The sequence below is a fragment of the Massilia aurea genome, assembly GCF_040790145.1.
GTDB lineage: Bacteria > Pseudomonadota > Gammaproteobacteria > Burkholderiales > Burkholderiaceae_D > Telluria > Telluria aurea_C.
In genome coordinates this window covers 1-17,963 of the sequence record NZ_JBFMMP010000010.1, presented here as the reverse complement: position 1 = coordinate 17,963, position 17,963 = coordinate 1, and the positions used below count along the sequence as shown (strand labels likewise).

General features: G+C 63.1%; 16 protein-coding genes. 5 read left to right on the top strand and 11 right to left on the bottom strand.

Annotation, left to right across the window (positions count from 1 at the left end; genetic code table 11):
- Positions 1 to 16 precede the first annotated feature (16 nt).
- The 5 genes from pilQ to AB2N08_RS14710 are packed head-to-tail and all read right to left on the bottom strand — an operon-like array spanning position 17 to position 5,073.
- Positions 17 to 2,212, bottom strand: coding sequence for a type IV pilus secretin PilQ (pilQ, locus tag AB2N08_RS14730; RefSeq protein ID WP_367611411.1), 2,196 nt, complete (start codon positions 2,210 to 2,212; stop codon positions 17 to 19).
- Positions 2,209 to 2,748, bottom strand: coding sequence for a pilus assembly protein PilP (locus AB2N08_RS14725; protein ID WP_367611410.1), 540 nt, complete (start codon positions 2,746 to 2,748; stop codon positions 2,209 to 2,211). The genes pilQ and AB2N08_RS14725 overlap by 4 nt, the downstream gene beginning before the upstream one ends.
- Positions 2,748 to 3,437 carry a type 4a pilus biogenesis protein PilO gene (locus tag AB2N08_RS14720; RefSeq protein WP_367611409.1) on the bottom strand — a complete coding sequence of 230 codons (690 nt, stop codon included), beginning with the start codon at positions 3,435 to 3,437 and terminating at the stop codon, positions 2,748 to 2,750. The genes AB2N08_RS14725 and AB2N08_RS14720 overlap by 1 nt, the downstream gene beginning before the upstream one ends.
- Positions 3,434 to 4,051, bottom strand: coding sequence for a PilN domain-containing protein (locus tag AB2N08_RS14715; protein ID WP_367611408.1), 618 nt, complete (start codon positions 4,049 to 4,051; stop codon positions 3,434 to 3,436). The genes AB2N08_RS14720 and AB2N08_RS14715 overlap by 4 nt, the downstream gene beginning before the upstream one ends.
- Positions 4,051 to 5,073: a pilus assembly protein PilM gene (locus AB2N08_RS14710; RefSeq protein WP_370662421.1), complete on the bottom strand. Its 1,023-nt coding sequence runs from the start codon at positions 5,071 to 5,073 to the stop codon at positions 4,051 to 4,053. The genes AB2N08_RS14715 and AB2N08_RS14710 overlap by 1 nt, the downstream gene beginning before the upstream one ends.
- 365 nt (positions 5,074 to 5,438) lie before the next feature.
- Between AB2N08_RS14710 and AB2N08_RS14705 the strand changes: the two genes are divergently transcribed.
- Entirely contained in the window at positions 5,439 to 7,772 is a 2,334-nt protein-coding gene (locus AB2N08_RS14705) for a penicillin-binding protein 1A (RefSeq protein ID WP_367611406.1), read from the top strand.
- A gap of 95 nt (positions 7,773 to 7,867) precedes the next feature.
- On the opposite strand, the gene cyaY is transcribed toward AB2N08_RS14705, so the two are convergent.
- Positions 7,868 to 8,197 (bottom strand): iron donor protein CyaY, encoded by a 330-nt coding sequence (gene cyaY / locus AB2N08_RS14700; protein WP_367611405.1) that lies wholly within the window; start codon positions 8,195 to 8,197, stop codon positions 7,868 to 7,870.
- Between the two features lie 40 nt (positions 8,198 to 8,237).
- Here cyaY and lptM point away from each other — a divergent pair, with 40 nt between their 5' ends.
- Positions 8,238 to 8,432: an LPS translocon maturation chaperone LptM gene (gene lptM / locus AB2N08_RS14695; protein ID WP_367611404.1), complete on the top strand. Its 195-nt coding sequence runs from the start codon at positions 8,238 to 8,240 to the stop codon at positions 8,430 to 8,432.
- A gap of 17 nt (positions 8,433 to 8,449) precedes the next feature.
- Positions 8,450 to 9,727, top strand: coding sequence for a diaminopimelate decarboxylase (gene lysA, locus AB2N08_RS14690; RefSeq protein WP_367611403.1), 1,278 nt, complete (start codon positions 8,450 to 8,452; stop codon positions 9,725 to 9,727).
- Between the two features lie 166 nt (positions 9,728 to 9,893).
- Here lysA and AB2N08_RS14685 read toward each other — a convergent pair whose 3' ends face one another.
- The 5 genes from AB2N08_RS14685 to AB2N08_RS14665 all read right to left on the bottom strand — a co-directional run bounded on the left by AB2N08_RS14685 (position 9,894) and on the right by AB2N08_RS14665 (position 15,872).
- Positions 9,894 to 10,514 carry a sulfite oxidase heme-binding subunit YedZ gene (locus AB2N08_RS14685; RefSeq protein WP_367611402.1) on the bottom strand — a complete coding sequence of 207 codons (621 nt, stop codon included), beginning with the start codon at positions 10,512 to 10,514 and terminating at the stop codon, positions 9,894 to 9,896.
- Positions 10,514 to 11,491: a protein-methionine-sulfoxide reductase catalytic subunit MsrP gene (gene msrP / locus AB2N08_RS14680; protein WP_367611401.1), complete on the bottom strand. Its 978-nt coding sequence runs from the start codon at positions 11,489 to 11,491 to the stop codon at positions 10,514 to 10,516. The genes AB2N08_RS14685 and msrP overlap by 1 nt, the downstream gene beginning before the upstream one ends.
- A 311-nt stretch (positions 11,492 to 11,802) precedes the next feature.
- Complete coding sequence (gene ccsB / locus AB2N08_RS14675; protein ID WP_367611400.1) at positions 11,803 to 12,981, bottom strand: c-type cytochrome biogenesis protein CcsB; 1,179 nt, start codon at positions 12,979 to 12,981, stop codon at positions 11,803 to 11,805.
- A gap of 23 nt (positions 12,982 to 13,004) precedes the next feature.
- Entirely contained in the window at positions 13,005 to 15,092 is a 2,088-nt protein-coding gene (locus AB2N08_RS14670; RefSeq protein WP_367611399.1) for a cytochrome c biogenesis protein ResB, read from the bottom strand.
- 108 nt (positions 15,093 to 15,200) lie between these two features.
- On the bottom strand, positions 15,201 to 15,872 hold the full coding sequence (locus AB2N08_RS14665) for a c-type cytochrome (RefSeq protein ID WP_367611398.1): 672 nt from the start codon (positions 15,870 to 15,872) through the stop codon (positions 15,201 to 15,203).
- Between the two features lie 153 nt (positions 15,873 to 16,025).
- On the opposite strand from AB2N08_RS14665, the gene yihA reads away from it, so the two are divergent.
- On the top strand, positions 16,026 to 16,775 hold the full coding sequence (yihA, locus tag AB2N08_RS14660) for a ribosome biogenesis GTP-binding protein YihA/YsxC (RefSeq protein ID WP_367611397.1): 750 nt from the start codon (positions 16,026 to 16,028) through the stop codon (positions 16,773 to 16,775).
- Positions 16,776 to 16,794: 19 nt separating this feature from the next.
- Complete coding sequence (hemB, locus tag AB2N08_RS14655) at positions 16,795 to 17,802, top strand: porphobilinogen synthase (protein ID WP_367611396.1); 1,008 nt, start codon at positions 16,795 to 16,797, stop codon at positions 17,800 to 17,802.
- The last annotated feature ends 161 nt before the right edge of the window (positions 17,803 to 17,963 follow it).

Genomic DNA, 17,963 nt, shown 5'->3' with positions numbered 1-17,963 from the left:
GCGAACTGCACGCCGATCAGCGTGCGCCCGCCACGTTGTCGTTCACGATCTTCGGGGTGATGAAGACCAGCAGTTCGGTCTTGCTGCTTTCGCGTGCGGTGGTCTTGAACAAATAACCCAGCAGCGGCACGTCGCCCAGGAACGGCACCTTGTTCTCATTGGTGCGTTCGGTCTGCTGGTAAATCCCGCCCAGCACCACGGTGCCGCCGTTTTCGACCATCACCTTGGTCTTGACGTGCTGGGTATTGATGGCAAAGCCAGCGCGGGTATCTTCACCCTTCGAGTCCTTGCTCACGTCCACTTCCAGCACCACGTTACCGTCCGGCGTGATCTGCGGCGTGACCTCCAGGCGCAGGTTGGCCTTCTTGAACTCGATCGCGGTGGCGCCGCTGCTGGTCGAATTTTCATACGGCAGCTCGACGCCCTGCTCGATCAGCGCGACCTGCTTGTCTTCGGTAACCACGCGCGGGCTCGAAATGATCTTGCCCTTGCCGTCTGCTTCCAGCGCCGACAGTTCCAGGTTCAGGAAGCGGTTGGCCGCCGACGAGAACAGCGAGAACGCCAGCGACGAGGCGGGCACGCCGCCGATGCCGGCCGCCGGCAGGTTGACCATCGTGGTGTTGTTGAAGCTGTCCGCGCTGTTGGCCACCTGGCCCGTGGTCTGGCCCACGCCGACCAGGTTGCCGCCGATGGCGATGCGTTCGTTGCCGCTGACCTGCCAGCCCGAGTCGCCGCCGCGCATGGTGCGCATGTCGGCAAAGCCCAGCTTGGCGCCGAGGTTGCGCGAGAAGCCATCATTGGCTTCCACCAGGCGTGCTTCGATCAGCACCTGCTTCGAGGCGACGTCGGTCTTCTGGATCAGCTTGCGGATGTCTTCGATCTTGGATGCGATATCGGTCACGAACAGCTGGTTGGTGCGCGGATCGATGATGGCGCTGCCGCGCTTGGACAGCACGCGGTTGCGACCGGCGTCGGCGCCGGCGCCGGCGCCGGCCTGGTCCAGGCCGAACACATTGCGGAACGATTCGGCTTTCTGGTAATTGAGCTGGAAGATCTCGGAGCGCAGCGGCTCCAGTTCGGCGATCTGGGCGCGCTGCTCGAGTTCGAGCTTCTCTTTGGTGAGCAGCTCTTCTTTCGGCGCAATCCACAGCACGGTGCCGTTCTTGCGCATGTCCAGGCCCTTGGCGGTCAGGATCACGTCCAGCGCCTGGTCCCACGGCACGTCCTTCAGGCGCAGCGTCAGGAAGCCCGCCACCGAGTCGCTGGCGATGATGTTCAGGCCCGAGATGTCGGCCACTGCCTGCAGCGCGGCGCGCACTTCGACGTTCTGGAAATCGAACGACAGTTTTTCGCCGCGGTAGCCCTGCGGGTTGTTGCTCGAGCCGGGGCTGTTGCGGTTCGGGTCTTCCACGACCGGGCGCACTTCGACCACCAGTTGCGAGTCGCTCTGGAACACCGATTGTTCCCAGGCGCCCTGGGCGTCGATCGTCATGCGCACATTGTCGCCCTGGGTGGCGGTGGCCACGCGCGTGACCGGCGTGCCGAAATCGGTCACGTCCAGGCGGCGGCGCAGCGATTCTGGCAGGCGCGCGCCGATGAAGTCGACCGTCACGCCGGTGCCGGTCTGGCGCACGTCGACGGCGACCTGGTTGTTCGGCAGGTCGACCACGACGCGGCCAGCGCCGTTGGCGCCGCGCTTGAAGTCGAGGTCGCGCAGCTGCGGACGCGCAGCCAGGGCCGCAGCGACCGGTGCCGCCACCGGCAAGCCGCTGGCATTGACCGCGCGCGCCACGCCACCCGTGCCTTCGACGGTCACGATGATCGACTTGCCGTCGATTGCGGTGGCGTAGTTCAGCGCCCGGCCCAGGTTGACGACCATGCGGGTGCGTTCGCCGGCCTGCACCAGGTTCAGGCTGCGCACGTCACCGAGGTTCAGCTCTTGCATGTTCTTGCCGGTGGCGTTCGCCGTGGCGCCGAAGTCGAGCGCGATACGCGCCGGATTGGTGATCGCAAAGCCGATCGGGGCACGGCTTGGCGCGTCGCGCATGGTCACGTTGATGATCACGTTGCTGCCTTGCTGATTGGCCGTGATCGATTCGATCGCATTGCCCTGGGCCAGGACGGCGCCGGCGCACGTCAAGAGCACGAGTGCGGCTGCGGCGCGCGCCAGCCAGGCCGGCATGGCGAAGCGAATCTGAACATTGGGGGTCATTTACTGCTCTCCTGGTTGTGCTGCAGCTCGATGTTGGCTATCCGTTCCACCCAGTCGCCGGCGGCGTCCTGCACCGATTCCCTGATCTCGATCGCCTCATCACTCACACGTGTGACGCGACCATAATTTTGTCCCAGCCGCTGTCCGGGCCGGACCCGGTACAGCGTGCGCTCGACCTGCACCATCGCGTAACTGACGCCGGCTTTTTTCATCGTGCCGACCATCCGCATCGTGTCGATCGGGAAGTACTCGAGCGGCTCCTTCGGGCGGGTCAGGTCGGGCTGATTGGCATTCGGGCTGGTTTGCGCCATGCGCGCCAGTTCGCCCAGCAGCTTGGTCTGGTCGAACGGGTCGAGCGCTTCGCCCGGCACGTAGGCATGCGGCTGGAATGTTTTCGGTTCCGGCAACGGCTTGACCTTGACGACGGTGCGGCCTTCGACTTCTTTCATCCAGGCGCGGGTTTCGCCGACGCCGCCGTCGCCGCAACCGGCCAGCAAGACTGCCGCGAGCAGCAAAATAGAGTGGGCTCGTTTCATCACTTGGCTTTACCTTTGCCCTTGCCTTTGCCCTTGGCGGCTTTTTTCTCGGCCGCGCGCGCGGCGCGCTGGGCGACCAGTTCTTCCTGGTCGAGATAGCGGAAGGTCTTGGCGATCGCTTCCATTGCGAGGCCGCCTTCCTTGACGCTCACCAGCGACAGGTTGTTGAGCGTGACGATGCGCGGCAGGTTCGCCATGTCGGCGGCAAACGCGCCCATGTCGTGGTAGCGGCCGCTCACTTTGATGCTGATCGGCAGCTCGGCGTAATAATCGCGCACCACTTCCTGGCCCGGCTTGAACAGCTCGAACTGCAGGCCGCGGCCCACGCCGGCCTGGTTGATGTCCGACAGCAGCGCCGCCATTTCCGATTTGCTTGGCAACTGCTTCTCCAGGCGCACCACGTACAGGTCGACCTGCGCCTTTTGCGCCTTGAGCGCTTCCAGGTTGATCGCCTGCGCCATCTTGGTTTCGTACTCGCCGCGCAGCCGCACTTCTTCCTGCGCAAGCGTTTCCTGCTCGGCGAACTGGTCGCTCCAGTAGAAGTAATAACCCAGGCCGACCACCAGCGCCATCATGCCGGCCGCGCACAACAGGCGCGGCGCCAGCGGCCACTGGCCGGGCTGGCGGCCCTGCAGGTCCTCGAACTGCGCCGAGAGCTGGGAGAAAAGCTCCTTGATATCGATATTCATGATTTCTCCGGCGCGCCAGGTTTGGCCGCGGCGCCGTCTTCAGGCGTGTCGCTGTTGCGGGCGCGCTTGATCGACACGGCCAGCGTGAATTCGACCACCTTGCGGGCGCTCTTGCTTTGGGTCACGGTAGCAGCGCGCACTTCGGTCAGGTCGGGCTTTTGCAGCCATGCCGATTGGCTCGACAGGTTGCGCAGCAGCTCGGCGACCCGCTCCTGCGACTGGGCGGTGCCGGTCAGGACCACGCGCTGGCCATCCTGCTTGACGGTCTTGAGGTGCACGCCGTCGGGCGTCTGGCGCACCAGTTCGTCGAGCAGGTAGACGGGCTGGTTGCGATCGCCCTGCAAGTCTTCGACCGCCTGCTGGCGTGCCTGCAGCGCGGCGATTTCTTCCTTCAAGGTCGTGATCTCGCCGATCTTCTTGTCGAGATCGGCGCTGGCCTGCTTGAGCACCTCGTTGCGCTGGTTCTGGACCGAAATCTGGCTGGCGTTGTAGCCGCCCACCAGCAGCACCACAGTGGCGCCGACCAGGCCGCCGAACGCCATGAGCGCCACGAACGCCGATTGCTTCTGCTTGCGTTTTGCCTCGCGGTGAGGCAACAGGTTAATGCGAATCATCAGCCAAACCTCCGCAACGCCAGGCCGCAGGCAACCAGGTAGGCGGGCGCCTCCTGGCGCAGCTGGTGTTCGCGCACACCGGGGCCGAACGCCATATTGTCGAACGGCGAAGCCAGGCCGGTGGGGATCCGGGTGCGGCCGGCCACGATGTCCATGATGCCCGGCAGCAGCGCGCAGCCGCCGGCCAGGTAGATCTGGTCGATCCGCGTGTAGGGCGTCGAGGTATAGAAGAACTGGATCGCGCGCGTGACTTCCAGCGCTGCGTTTTCCAGGAATGGCGCAAGCAGGTCGGCGCGGTAGTTTTCAGGCAGCTCGCCTGCCTTCTTGCGCGTTTCGGCTTCTTCAAACGCCATGCCGTAGGCGCGCACGATGTCTTGCGTGAGCGAATTGCCGCCAAACGGCTGCTCGCGCTCGTAGACCGCTTCGCCATTGAGCAGCACCGACACGTGGGTGGCCTGGGCGCCGATCTGGAACAGCGCCACGATCTGGTCGCGCTGCAAGCCGGCGGCGTTTTCCAGCGCGCTGCGCGCGGCGTACGATTCGATATCCATCACGGTCGCGAGCAGGCCGGCGCCTTCGGCGATGGCGACGCGGTCCTCGACTTTTTCGCGGCGCGCGGCGGCCAGCATCACTTCCATGTCATCCAGAGAATTGAGCCCGGGGCCGATCACGTCGAAGTCGAGGCTGACTTCATCGAGCGCAAACGGAATATACTGGCTGGCCTCGGATTCGACCTGCACTTCGAGCTGGTCTTCCGACAACCCGGCCGGCAGGATGATTTTCTTGGTGATCACGGCGGCAGGCGGCATGCCCAGCGCCACATGCCTGGCGCGCGTGCCGCTTTTTTTCCAGACCCGGCGCACAGCGTCGGCGACCTGGTCCATGTTTTCGATATTGCCGTCGACCACGGCGCCGCGCGGCAGCGATTCGGTGGCGTAGCGCTCGAGACGCACGAGCCCCTTGCCGGCATCGGCCAGCTCGACCAGGCGAACGCCGGACGTGCTGATATCAAGCCCGATCATTGGCGGACTCGACTTTCCAAACAAGGCACCCAGATTGATCACCAAAACACTCCTTGGCTGCCGCTTATGGCAGGATATTGCTGTGTGAACACCCTTACAAGGGTCGTTGTCGTGAAGCAAACACGTGTTAATTTCTTATAAAAATCCGATACTTACGTGAAAGCACCGTCTCGGATCGTAGCAATAAAGGATGATTTGAGACAAGATATTTCTACTCGGGAACATCAGAATGCGGGGCGTGCGCACCACACTTTGCGAATTCATTGCCAGCAAAATATTGCTCTGCGGCTCGATTAAGCCTTGGCCAGTATCGGGTACCAAACTGCTGCCTTATAATGAGGCGGATCAACAAAGCGAAAGTCAGCATGAAAGAGAAACAGGCAGCACCTTCTTCCTCCTCGAAGTTCAGCCCCAAGCGCCTGATCCTCATTGCATTCGCCAGCCTGTTCGGCCTCGGTGCGATCGGCGTGCTCGTGCTCGTGTTCGCCCTGGCAATGGCGTACCCGAACCTTCCGGCGCTGGACACGATCACCGATTACCGGCCCAAGATGCCACTGCGGATCTTCACGGCCGATAATGTCCTGATCGGCGAATTCGGTGAAGAGCGCCGCACGCTGGTCCACTTCAAGGACATCCCCGATGTCATGAAAAAGGCCGTGCTGTCGATCGAGGACGACCGCTTCTATGAGCACAGCGGCATCGATTACCTCGGCATCATGCGCGCGGCCTTCCGCAACGCCACCGGCGGCGCACGCCAGGGCGCCTCGACCATCACCCAGCAGGTGGCGCGCAATTTCTTCCTGTCGTCGGAGCAGACCTTCAAGCGCAAGGCCTACGAAGCGATGCTGGCCTGGAAAATCGAAAAGAACCTCTCCAAGGACCAGATTCTCGAGCTGTACATGAACCAGATCTACCTGGGCCAGCGTGCGTTCGGCTTCCAGTCGGCGGCCCAGATCTACTTTGGCAAGGACCTGCGCGACATCACCGTGGCCGAAGCGGCCATGCTGGCCGGCCTGCCGAAGGCGCCGTCGGCCTACAACCCCGTGGTCAATCCGACCCGCGCCAAGACGCGCCAGCAGTACATCCTGCTGCGCATGCACCAGCTGGGCTACATCAGCGACGCCCAGTTCGAGCAAGCCAGGGTTGAACCGCTGAAGATCAAGACCGACAGCGCCGCCTTCGGCGTGCATGCCGAGTACGTGGCCGAGATGGCGCGCCAACTGGTCTACGAGCAGTTCAAGGAAGACACCTACACGCGCGGCCTGAACGTGTTCACCACGATCACCAAGGCCGACCAGGACGCGGCCTACCTGGCACTGCGCCGCGGCGTGATGGATTACGAACGCCGCCGGCCGTATCGCGGCCCGGAGTCGTTCATCGACCTGCCGTCCGCCAAGGGCGCGACCGACGAAGCGATCGAAGCCGAACTGGCCGAGCATCCCGACAGCGACAACATCATCGCCGCCGTCGTGCTGCAGGCCTCGAGCACGCAGGTCCAGGCGACCATCGCCTCGGGCGAGACGATCACGCTGTCAGGTCCGGGACTGGCGTTCGCCAAGGCCTGGTTGTCGGACAAAGCTGCGCCGAACCGGCGCGTGCGCCGTGGCGCCGTCATTCGCGTGATGCAGGACGACGACTCGAAGTGGCTGATCACGCAGATGCCCGAAGTGGAATCGGCCTTTGTTTCGGCCAATACCGAAGACGGCTCGATCCGCGCGCTGGTGGGTGGCTTCGACTTCAACCGCAACAAGTTCAACCACGTCACGCAAGCCTGGCGCCAGCCCGGCTCGTCGTTCAAGCCGTTCATTTATTCGGCCTCGCTCGAGCGCGGGCTGTCACCGGCGACCATCATCAATGACGCCCCGATCAGTTTCGATGCCGGCCAGACCGGCGGCCAGGCCTGGGAACCGAAGAACTACGACAGCAAATACGACGGTCCGATGACGATGCGGCGCGGCCTGATGCAGTCGAAGAACATGATCTCGATCCGCATCCTGAACAAGATCGGCGCGCGCTACGGGCAGGAATACGCGGCCCGCTTCGGCTTTGAACCCGAACGCAATCCGGCCTACCTGACGCTGGCCCTGGGCGCCGGCGCCACCAACCCGCTGCAGATGGCCGGCGCCTACGCGGTGTTCGCCAACGGCGGCTACCGCGTCAGCCCGTACCTGATCTCGAAGGTCACCGACAGCGACGGCAAGGTGCTGTCCGAAGCACGCCCGGCACGCGCCGGCGACGAGGCCAATCGCGTGATCGACGCGCGCAACGCCTTCCTGATGGACAGCATGCTCAAGGACGTGGTCCGTCACGGCACCGCGAACAAGGCGATGGCCCTGAAACGCACCGACCTGGCCGGCAAGACCGGCACGACCAACGACTCGATCGACGCCTGGTTCGCCGGCTATCAACCGAAGCTGGTGGGCATCGCATGGATGGGGTACGACAAGCCGCGCAACCTGGGCGCGCGCGAGACCGGCGGTGGCCTGGCCCTGCCGATCTGGATCGGCTACATGCAAAAGGCGCTGAAAGACCAGCCGATGGTCGACCGCGAAGTGCCGGCCGGTTTGGTGCAATACGGTAGCGAGTACTACTACGCCGAAACGCCGCCGGGCAGCGGCGTCGAAGCGCTCGACGTCGGCCAGCCGCCGCCAGCGCAGCAACAGCAGGAACGCGACGCGGTGAGGAACGAGTTGTTCTGATCGAAGCCGCCAGCCTGAAAGCCGTCGTTCCCGCCTCCGCGGGAACGACGTTTTTGGGCTAACGGTTTAAGCAAGGGCCGCAGTGGTGCGGCTGCTTATTGCAACGTGACCGCCGCCCCACTCTGCTCGCTCGCACACTGCGACACGGCCGCGAAGAACTCGCTGTCGTCGCGCGTGTTGCGCCACTCGTCGCCCACGCGCTTGTAGTGGTAGCCGCCCGAGCGCGCCGCGAGCCACATCTCTTGCAGCGGGGCCTGGCTGTTGATGATGATCTTGGTGCCGTTGTCGATGAATTCGATTTCGAGCACGTTGCCGCTGCGCTTGCACTCGACGTCGATGACGTCTTCGTCGTTCAGGCGGTCAAACGCGGTCTCGAGCCGTTTCAGGGTCAGGTCGGCCAGGTCCAAAAATTCGGTTTCGGTCATGCTACACTCCAAATCTGCTAATCAAACCCTGATTCTAATCGTGAAGTCCTCCCTCGCGCGTCCTTTCGGCGCCGTATTGCTTGCGTTCGCAGTCTCCACCCTTGTGGCCGGCTGCGGCCAGACCGGCCCCCTGTATATGCCGAACCCGCCCGCCAGGCCCGTGCCGGTCGTCATCGACCAGCCAGCCCAGCCAGTCCCTTCGAACAACGCGTCCACCCCGGCGCCTTACCGTTAATCGCCCGCGTCCACCACATGTCCCACTTCTTGTACCAGGACGGCGTGCTGCACGCCGAAAGCGCTTCCCTGTCCGCCATCGCCGATCAGTTCGGCACGCCGACCTACGTCTATTCAAAGGCCACGCTGCTCGAGAACTTCAACGCCTACCAGGACGCCTGCGCCGGCCGCGACGCGCTGGTCTGCTACGCCATGAAGGCCAACTCGAACCTGGCCGTGCTCGACCTGCTGGCACGCCAGGGCGCGGGCTTCGACATCGTCTCGGGCGGCGAATTGCTGCGCGTGATCGCCGCCGGCGGCGACCCGGGCAAGACCATCTTCTCGGGCGTGGGCAAGACCGAAGCCGAGATGACGCTTGCGCTGGAAAAAGGCATCCTGTGCTTCAACGTTGAATCGATCCCCGAACTGCACCGCCTGAACGACGTGGCCGGCAAACTGGGCATGCGCGCACCGGTCTCGCTGCGCGTGAACCCGAACGTGGACGCCAAGACCCACCCGTACATCGCGACCGGCTTGAAAGCGAACAAGTTCGGTGTCGCCTTCGACGAAGCGCTCGACACCTACCGCGCCGCCGCCGCACTGGCGCACCTGGACGTGGTCGGCATCGACTGCCATATCGGCTCGCAGCTGCTGGACGACGCGCCGCTGCTCGAAGCGCTCGACAAGCTGATCGACCTGATCGACGCGCTTCACGCCGAAGGCATCCACCTGCATCACCTAGACATCGGCGGGGGCATCGGCGTCGACTACGGCGTGGCGGGCGATGCGCCGCCGGTGCCGGTGGGCGACTACCTGGCCCGCCTGTTCGAGCGCATCGACGCCTGGCGCGCGGCAAAATACGACGGCCAGCCGCTCAAGGTGATTTTCGAACCGGGCCGCTCGATCGTGGCGCAGGCCGGTGTGCTGCTCACCCGCGTGGAATACCTGAAGCCGGGCGCCGAGAAAAATTTCTGCATCGTCGATGCAGCAATGAACGACTTGATGCGCCCGACGCTGTATCAGGCCTGGATGGGCGTGCAAGCAGTCAGCCCGCGCGACAGTGCGGCGCTGATGTGGGACGTCGTGGGCCCGATCTGCGAATCGGGCGACTGGCTGGCGCGTGAGCGTGAACTGGCGTTGGCGCCGGGCGATCTGCTGGCGGTGATGACGGCCGGCGCGTATGGCATGACGATGGCGTCGAACTACAACACGCGCGGCCGCGCGGCGGAAGTCATCGTCGATGGCGAGAACATCCACCTGGTGCGGCGCCGCGAAACCCCGAGCGAGACGTTCGCGCTCGAGACGATCATCAAATAAAACAAAGCCGGTGTCAGGTCTGACATTCGGACACGACCTCAGCTTTAGCCAGTTCCAATGGTTCCTGCCCAGTAGTAGCATGGCGCCATGTTAGCTAGTTCCGGCTAAAAGACTGTCGAGGTCGTGTCCAAATGTCAGACCTGACACCGGCTTTTCACTCTGGTGCTCAGGCGCGCACGGGTTGCGGTTTGCGCCTGAAGTGCCAGAACACCCGCAGCGCCAGCAGCGCCGCGACGATCGATCCGAACACGATCGGCTCAGCAAAATCGTTCTTGCCCTCTTTCATCCACCAGAAATGCAGGATCGCCAGCGGCGCGATCACGTAGATCAGGCGGTGCAGCCATTGCCAGCGCTTGCCGCCCAGGCGCTTGATCATCGCGTTGGTCGACGTCGCCGCCAGCGGAATGAGCAGCACGAAGGCGATGAACCCGACCAGGATGAACGGGCGCTTGACCACATCGGCCAGCATTGCCGGCACGTCGAAGAAGTGGTCGAACCACAGGAACGCGGTGAAGTGCACGAGCGCATAGAAAAAGGTGAACAGGCCCACCATGCGGCGCAGCTTGACCAGCCAGTTCCAGCCGGTCAGGCGCCGCAGCGGCGTCATGCCCAGCGTGATGCACAGGAAGTACAGCGCCCACTCGCCACTACCTAGCGTGATTGCCGCCAGCGGGTCGGAAAAGCTGCCACTGGCCGTGCCCCACACGAGGCGCGCAAAGGGAATCAGTGAAAGTACAAAGACGGCCGCCTTGACCCAACTTACCTGCTTGCTGTTCAACCCTGCCATCAGAAATACCGCTTCAGATCCAGGCCGGTATACAGCGACGACACCTGGTCGTAGCCATTGAACATCAGGGTCTTGCGTTTCGGTGCGAACAGGCCCGATTCGCCGATGCGCCGTTCGCTCGCCTGCGACCAGCGCGGATGGTCGACGTTCGGGTTCACGTTCGAGAAGAAGCCGTATTCGCGCGGCGCCATATCGTTCCAGGCGGTGCGCGGCTGGCGCGAGACCAGGCGGATGCGCACCAGCGACTTGGCCGATTTGAAGCCATATTTCCACGGCACCACCAGGCGCACCGGCGCGCCATTCTGGTTCGGCAGTACCTGGCCGTACATGCCCATCGCGAGCATCGTCAGGGGGTGCATGGCCTCATCGATGCGCAAGCCTTCGACATACGGCCAGTCGAGCACCCCACTGCGCAGGCCGGGCATCTGCTTGCTGTCGTTCAGGGTAGTAAATTCGACGAACTTGGCGTTGCCGGTCGGTTCCACCAGCTTGAGCAGGTTCGACAGCGAATAGCCGACCCACGGAATGACCATCGACCAGCCTTCGACGCAGCGCAGGCGGTACACGCGCTCTTCCAGCGGCGCCAGCTTGAGCAGGCTGTCGATGTCGAGCGTGAGCGGTTTTTTCACCTCGCCCTCGATCCGCACGGTCCAGGGCCGGGTGCGCAGCGTATGGGCGTTCTTGGCAGGATCGTCCTTGTCCAGGCCGAATTCGTAGTAGTTGTTGTAGCCGGCAGCGTCCTTGAACGGCGTCTGCTTTTCGTCGGTCGACAGCGCCACGTTGGCGCGCGAAGCCAGCTTTTGAGCAGCAGTCTGGGCCAGGGCTTCGCGGTTGGCCATTTCCCACACGCCGCTGCCGACAGCGGCCGTGGCGGCCATGCGCGTGATGAATTCACGCCGGCCGGTGTAGATTTCTTGCGACGTGATTTCGGATGCGTACGGAAGATCGAGTCCGTTGGGATTGCGTTTGAAGAGCATGGCTGGCCTCACGAGCTTGGGAACCTTCACAGTACACCAAGTTCCCTTAAGCTTTCGTTAGGCGGCCAACACTACAGATCCGGTGAACCGCTTCCAGCATTGTTGACCCGTATACGTCGTTCCCGCGGAGGCGGGAACCCAAGCTTGCGTGCGCAGCCAGTTACTAGTTACTTAGCGGCAGTTCTAGTGACTTGGATTCCCGCCTGCGCGGGAATGACGTGCATACTTTTGCGTATGAATATTCCGGACAGCAGTGCGCCTGCGCGGGAACGACTTACTGAGGTCGGCGGCTTATTGCGCCAGGCTTCTCATCAGAGTTCGCCGTACGAGTGCAGGCCCGACAAGAACATGTTCACGCCCAGAAACGCGAACGTGGTCACCAGCAAGCCCACCACCGCCCACCAGGCCGCGACACGGCCGCGCAGGCCTGTCATCAGGCGCATGTGCAACCAGGCCGCGTAGTTCAGCCACACGATGAGTGCCCACGTTTCTTTCGGATCCCATGACCAGTAGCCGCCCCACGCCTCGGCCGCCCACAGCGCGCCCAGGATGGTGGCGACGGTGAAGAACGCGAAGCCGACCGAGATCGACTTGTACATCACATCATCCAGCACTTCGAGCGGCGGCAGGCGGTCGACCAGCAGGCCATGCGACTTGAGCAGGTAGGCCGAGGCCACCATCGCGGCCAGCGCGAAGGTGCCGTAGCCGATGAAGTTGGCCGGCACGTGGATTTTCATCCACCAGCTCTGCAGCGCCGGCACGAGCGGCTGGATCTGGGCGGCGTCGCGCGAGACCGTGTACCACAGCAGGAAGGCGACGGCGGCGCCGATGATCAGCATCACGAACGGGCCCAGCTGGCGGGTAGCGTAGTGCTCTTCGTAGTACAGGTGGAACAGCGCGGTGATGATGGCGAACAGGATGAACACTTCGTACAGGTTCGACACCGGGATATGGCCGATGTCGGGCCCGATCAGGTACGACTCGTACCAGCGCACCATCATGCCGACCGCGCCGATCACGACGGCGGCCCAGCACAGCGAAGCGCCCACGCCGCCGCCGAACTTGCCACGGCTTAAGAGGCCAATCCAGTAGAACACGGTCGAGAACACAAACAGCGCGCTCATCCACAGGATCGCCGACTGGCTCGACAACATGTATTTGAGGAAGAATTTTTGCTCGGCGGCGGCCAGGTTGCCGTCGTACATGGCGATCGCGCCCAGCGACAGCACGGCGACCAGCGGCAGCAGCCAGCGCATCGGTTTCCAGTACCAGCCCAGCGCGGCGAACACGGGCGCCGTGCACACCAGGATCACCTCTTCGTAGATGTCCATATGGTGGCCGTAGCGGTTCAGCGCGAACAGCGCGGCGGCGCACAGGGCGATGGCATACAGCCAGTCAAGCGGCCCCAAGCGGCGGAAATAGCCTGGCGCCTCCTGGTATTGTTCGGTCGAGCGCGCGGCGGCGCCAGTCTTCGTGTGTGACAGTTCCATTGTTTTCTCCAGGCTGCACCAGCTTACGCCGGTTGCGGCAGCTTTGCTGACAAGTCTTCGTACTCGCGCTCGAAATCGAGCGTCTTGCGTTGCGTGCTCATGGCCATCAGGGCCTCGGCCCCAAGCTCACCGTCGCGCACCCAGATCCAGACACGCCGCTCGCGAATATAAAACATCGCGAATACCCCAAGCACGAGCAGGACGCAGCCGAAGTAGACCACGTTCTTGCCCGGCGAGCGTGTCAATTGCAGCACAGAAGCCTTCACTTCCGTGAAATCGTCGAGCTGCAGGTAGACCGGCGCGCCGTACAGATAACTGTCCGACAGCGCATTGGTGGCCAGTTGCAGGAAGCGGCCATTGGCGTCGGTCGGCGCGGCGGCGGCGTCGCCGTTCTTTTCGCGCGCCACTTGCCACAGTTCCCACAGCGCGCCGTTGAGCATTTTCATGAAGATGCCTGCCGCTTTCTCTTGCTCGGCCTGCGGAATCTTTTCCAGGAACTGGGCCACGCCGACGAAGCCGCCGCGACCGTCGCCGCCGGCGAAGATGCCCAGCGTGCGCGCGGCCGACTCCTGCAACTGGGCCGCCAGCTCGCTCCCCTGGTTGCCGCCCAGCGCCCGTTGCGCATAGCGGTGCGCGGCCACGGCGCGCGCCTCGGGATCGACCAGCGCCGCGCGCAGGCGCATCCAGTCGCCCACGCCGAAGCGCTCGTCGACCGGAATGCGCAGGAAACTGAACGTTTCCGACGGGTTTGCGCGCACGCCGGCCAGGTAGACCTGCGAACCGTCAAGCGTCATCGGCTGCATGTAGTTCATGAATTCACGGGCCTGGCCGGTGGCGTCGCGCAGCTTGTATTGCACGCTCGGGCCGACGTTTTTCAGGTCTTTCGTCGCGTCGGGGTTGACCGCCGCGCCCGAGGCCTTGCCCAGCGTGGCGGCGAATTGCTCGTTGAACGACGTGCCCTTGGTCACGGCGCGCACGTCGTTGCCCTGGCCGGTATTTTCGACATTGAATGGCCGGAAACCCGACCACTCGACGGCATAGGTGTCGCCGCCGATCTTCAGTTCGGTGGCGCCATTGACTTCGCCTTCGATCGGGAAGCTGGCGCTGCCGGTACCGCTCATCGGGAAACCCGTCAGGCGCAGCTTGCTGCCGCCATCGTCAAAGCTCGACTGGTAGACGGCGATGCCCTTGTAGATCAGCGGGTGATTGACCTTGATGGTCGATTCGAACGTGTGCCCGGTTTCGAGGTCGCGCACGACGACGTCGCTGGCGAACAGCTTCGGCATGCCGGTCGAATAGAACTCGATATGAAATTTCTTGAGCTGCAGCGAGAATGGCAGTTCTTGCACCAGCACGCCCGACGGCTGGTTCAGGATCGCGGTGCGGCTGGCCTGCCCTTCGGCAATCGCCGTATTGCCACGGAAGGTCGGGTTGCTCGTGCCCAGGCGGTGCTGGGCCGGAATGTCGGCGATCACGCCGCTGCCGGTGAATGGCGTCTTGTTGAAGAGCCACTGCTGGATGCGCACCGGCAGGTCGGAGTCGAGCGTGCCGCCAACCAGGATCACGATGATCGACGAGTGCGCGAAGATGTAGCCGAACTTGTTGCCGGCGCCCTTCTTGGCCGTGACCAGGGTGCCGCCGTCTTTCTCGACGATTTTGGTGGCATAGCCGGCGTGGCGCAGGCGCAGCGCGCTCTGCTCGGCCAGGGCGCTTTTCGACAGAGGGGCTTGCCATTCGAGCTTGTGATGAAAATTGCGCAGCGAATCGAAGCGCACGTTTTCGCGCCAGCTGCGCATGTCGCGCATCATTTTCGGCGCATTGCGAATCAGGCACAGGCCGGTGGACATGACCAGCACCACCAGGATCACCAGGAACCACCAGCTCGAGTACACGCTGTACAGGCCGAACTTGTTGAAAATCTCGAACCAGAACGGCCCGAACTGGTTGACGTAATTGCTCATCGGCTCGGCCTGCTTGAGCACGGTGCCAATGATCGACGAGATGGAGATGATGGTTAAGAGGCTGATCGCAAAACGCATCGATGAGATCAGCTCGACCGCCTCGCCCAAGCCGCGACGGCGGGTGTTCAGTTCAATTCCGGTGGTGCTCATGCTTTACAAATTCTTCCTGCGGCAGCTGCCACTTGCAAAAAGGGCGTCAGCACAGCGCTGCCGCCCTTCTTCCGTTCATTTCTGCCTGTGCGAGATGATGTTCGTCTCTCAGCGCAAGCCGGCGATATAGTCGGCCACCGCGCGCATTTCAGCCGTCGACATGCGCTGCGAGAGCGTCGTCATTTGCGGGCTGTTGGCGCGGGCGCCGCTCTTGAATGCTTCGAGCTGGGCGGTCGTGTAATCCTGATGCTGCCCTGCGAGGCGGGGATATTGCGCGGGAATGCCGCTGGCGTTGGCGCCATGACAGCTGGCACAGGCCGCCACGCCACGCTCGGCGATACCGCCGCGATAGATCTTGCGCCCCAGTTCGACGGTGTCCTTGTTCTTGGCCGCGCCCGGTTTGTGCGCCTGCGTCGCCAGCCAGGCCGCGATGTCTTTCTTCTCGGCCGCAGTGAGCATCTTCGCGTAGGTCGTCATGATCGGCTGCTGGCGGTTCGGGGTCGTGAAATCGACCAGTTGCTTGTGCGTGTAGCTGGCGAACTGGCCCGAAAGCTTGGGGTTGGCGACAATCGACGAATTGCCCGCCGCACCGTGGCATGACGCGCACGATGGCAGGCCGCGCGCGGGGTCGCCCGCATCGTACAGGGCGCCGCCCCGGGCCGGGTCGGCCTTGACCGCAGATGTGGTAGTGGGCGCCGCCGTCGCCGCCGGGAGTCCCCCGAAAACAGTCAGTGATGTTACCAACAGTGTTTTGAGCAGGGGGGACGACAAGCGGTTCATACTAGCACCTTGAAAAAGTCAATAATTGAAGGTTCAGTGCAGCGCCCTTGATCGCTCGGGCCATGGGGCCGACAGGCAGCAATCAACCCCTTATTGTACAATAGCTTTGTTTCTCAAACGCCATTTCGTAGTCCTCTTAACACTCTTCCCCCAATGTCCAGATTATGGCAAGCCCGGTTCTTTACGACCGTTAATCAGTTGCGCGACCTGCCCGACACCAATGTGCCGGAAATCGCCTTCGCCGGGCGCTCCAACGCCGGCAAATCCACCGCGATCAATATCCTCACGAACCAGAAGGGTCTTGCATTCGCGTCGAAGACGCCAGGTCGCACCCAGCACATCAATTATTTTTCGATCGGCGGCGCCCACGTGGGCCAGCACCGCAAGGATGCGGTCCGGGTCGACGAGATCGAAGCGCTGCTGGTCGACTTGCCGGGCTACGGCTACGCCGAAGTCTCGGGCACGGCCAAGCTGCACTGGCAAAAGCTGCTGGGCGACTATGTCCAGCGCCGCGACCAGCTCGCTGCGCTCATCCTGATCATGGATTCGCGCCGTCCGTTCACCGACCTCGACGTCCAGATGCTCGAATGGTTCGCCCCCACCGGCAAGCCGATCCACTGCATCCTGACCAAGGCCGATAAGCTCAACCGCAACGAATCGACCAACGCGCTGCGCGAAGCGCGCGGCGTGCTCGAGAGCTATGTCGATGAAGATGGCGTCGGCTTCCCGTTCACGGTGCAGCTGTTCTCGGCGCTCAAGCGTATCGGCATCGATGAAGCCGACGCCAAGATTCTCGAGCTGGCCGGGCTCGATGGTGTGGCCGGCGAGTACGAGGGTGAGGAAGAAGTAGACCACGAAGAAAGTGCTGCGCCGTCGGCGGACGACGATAAAACCTCCGCCTGATTTTGCAAGGACCCAATCGATGAGCATCATCACTTCCGCCTATCCGGCGGCCCGCCCGCGCCGTATGCGCCGCGACCCGTTCTCGCGCGCCATGATGCGCGAGAACACGATCACCGCATCCGACCTGATCTATCCGGTCTTCGTCCTCGAAGGCCAGAACGTGCGCCAGGAAGTCGGCTCGATGCCGGGCGTGGCCCGTGTTTCGCTCGACCTGCTGCTGAAGGTGGCCGAAGAATGCGTGCAGCTCGGCATTCCGGCGCTGGCGCTGTTCCCGCTGGTGGATCAGTCGGTCAAAACCTATGACGGCATCGAAGCGACCAACCCGGATGGGCTGGTGCCGCGCGTTGTTCGCGAGCTCAAGCGTCAGTTCCCGGAACTGGGCGTGATCACCGACATCGCGCTCGACCCGTACACGACCCACGGCCAGGATGGCTTGCCGGATGAGAATGGCTATATCGTCAATGAAAAGACGATCGAGATGCTGGTCAGGCAAGCACTCACCCACGCCGAGGCCGGCGTGGATATCGTGGCGCCGTCGGACATGATGGACGGGCGCATCGGCGCGATCCGCAACGCGTTCGAGGCGCAGGGCCATATCCATGCGCGCATCATGGCGTATTCGGCCAAGTATGCGTCGGCATTCTATGGACCGTTCCGCGATGCGGTCGGCTCGTCGTCCAACCTGGGGGCGGCCGACAAGAACACCTACCAGATGGACCCGGCCAACAGCGACGAAGCCCTGCGCGAAGTGGCGCTGGACCTGGCCGAAGGCGCCGACATGGTGATGGTCAAACCGGGTATGCCGTACCTGGACATCGTGCGCCGCGTGAAGGATGAGTTCAAGGTGCCGACGTTTGCCTACCAGGTCAGCGGCGAGTACGCGATGCTCAAGGCGGCGGCGCTCAACGGCTGGCTGGACCATGACAAGGTCATGATGGAGTCGATGATGGCGTTCAAGCGTGCGGGGGCCGATGGGGTGCTGACGTATTTTGCGCTGGATATTGCGCGCAAGTTGAAGGCAGGCTGAACGTTCGCTTGATGTGAAAAAACCGTGCCATTTTTTAGTGGCACGGTTTTTTTTTGTGCTGTCGGTGTGCGACGGACTGGGGTTCCCGCCTTCGCGCACTGCTGTCCGGAATAATCTTGTTGACTGTCGCATCAGAATAGACATCCCTGATTTTTGATCTC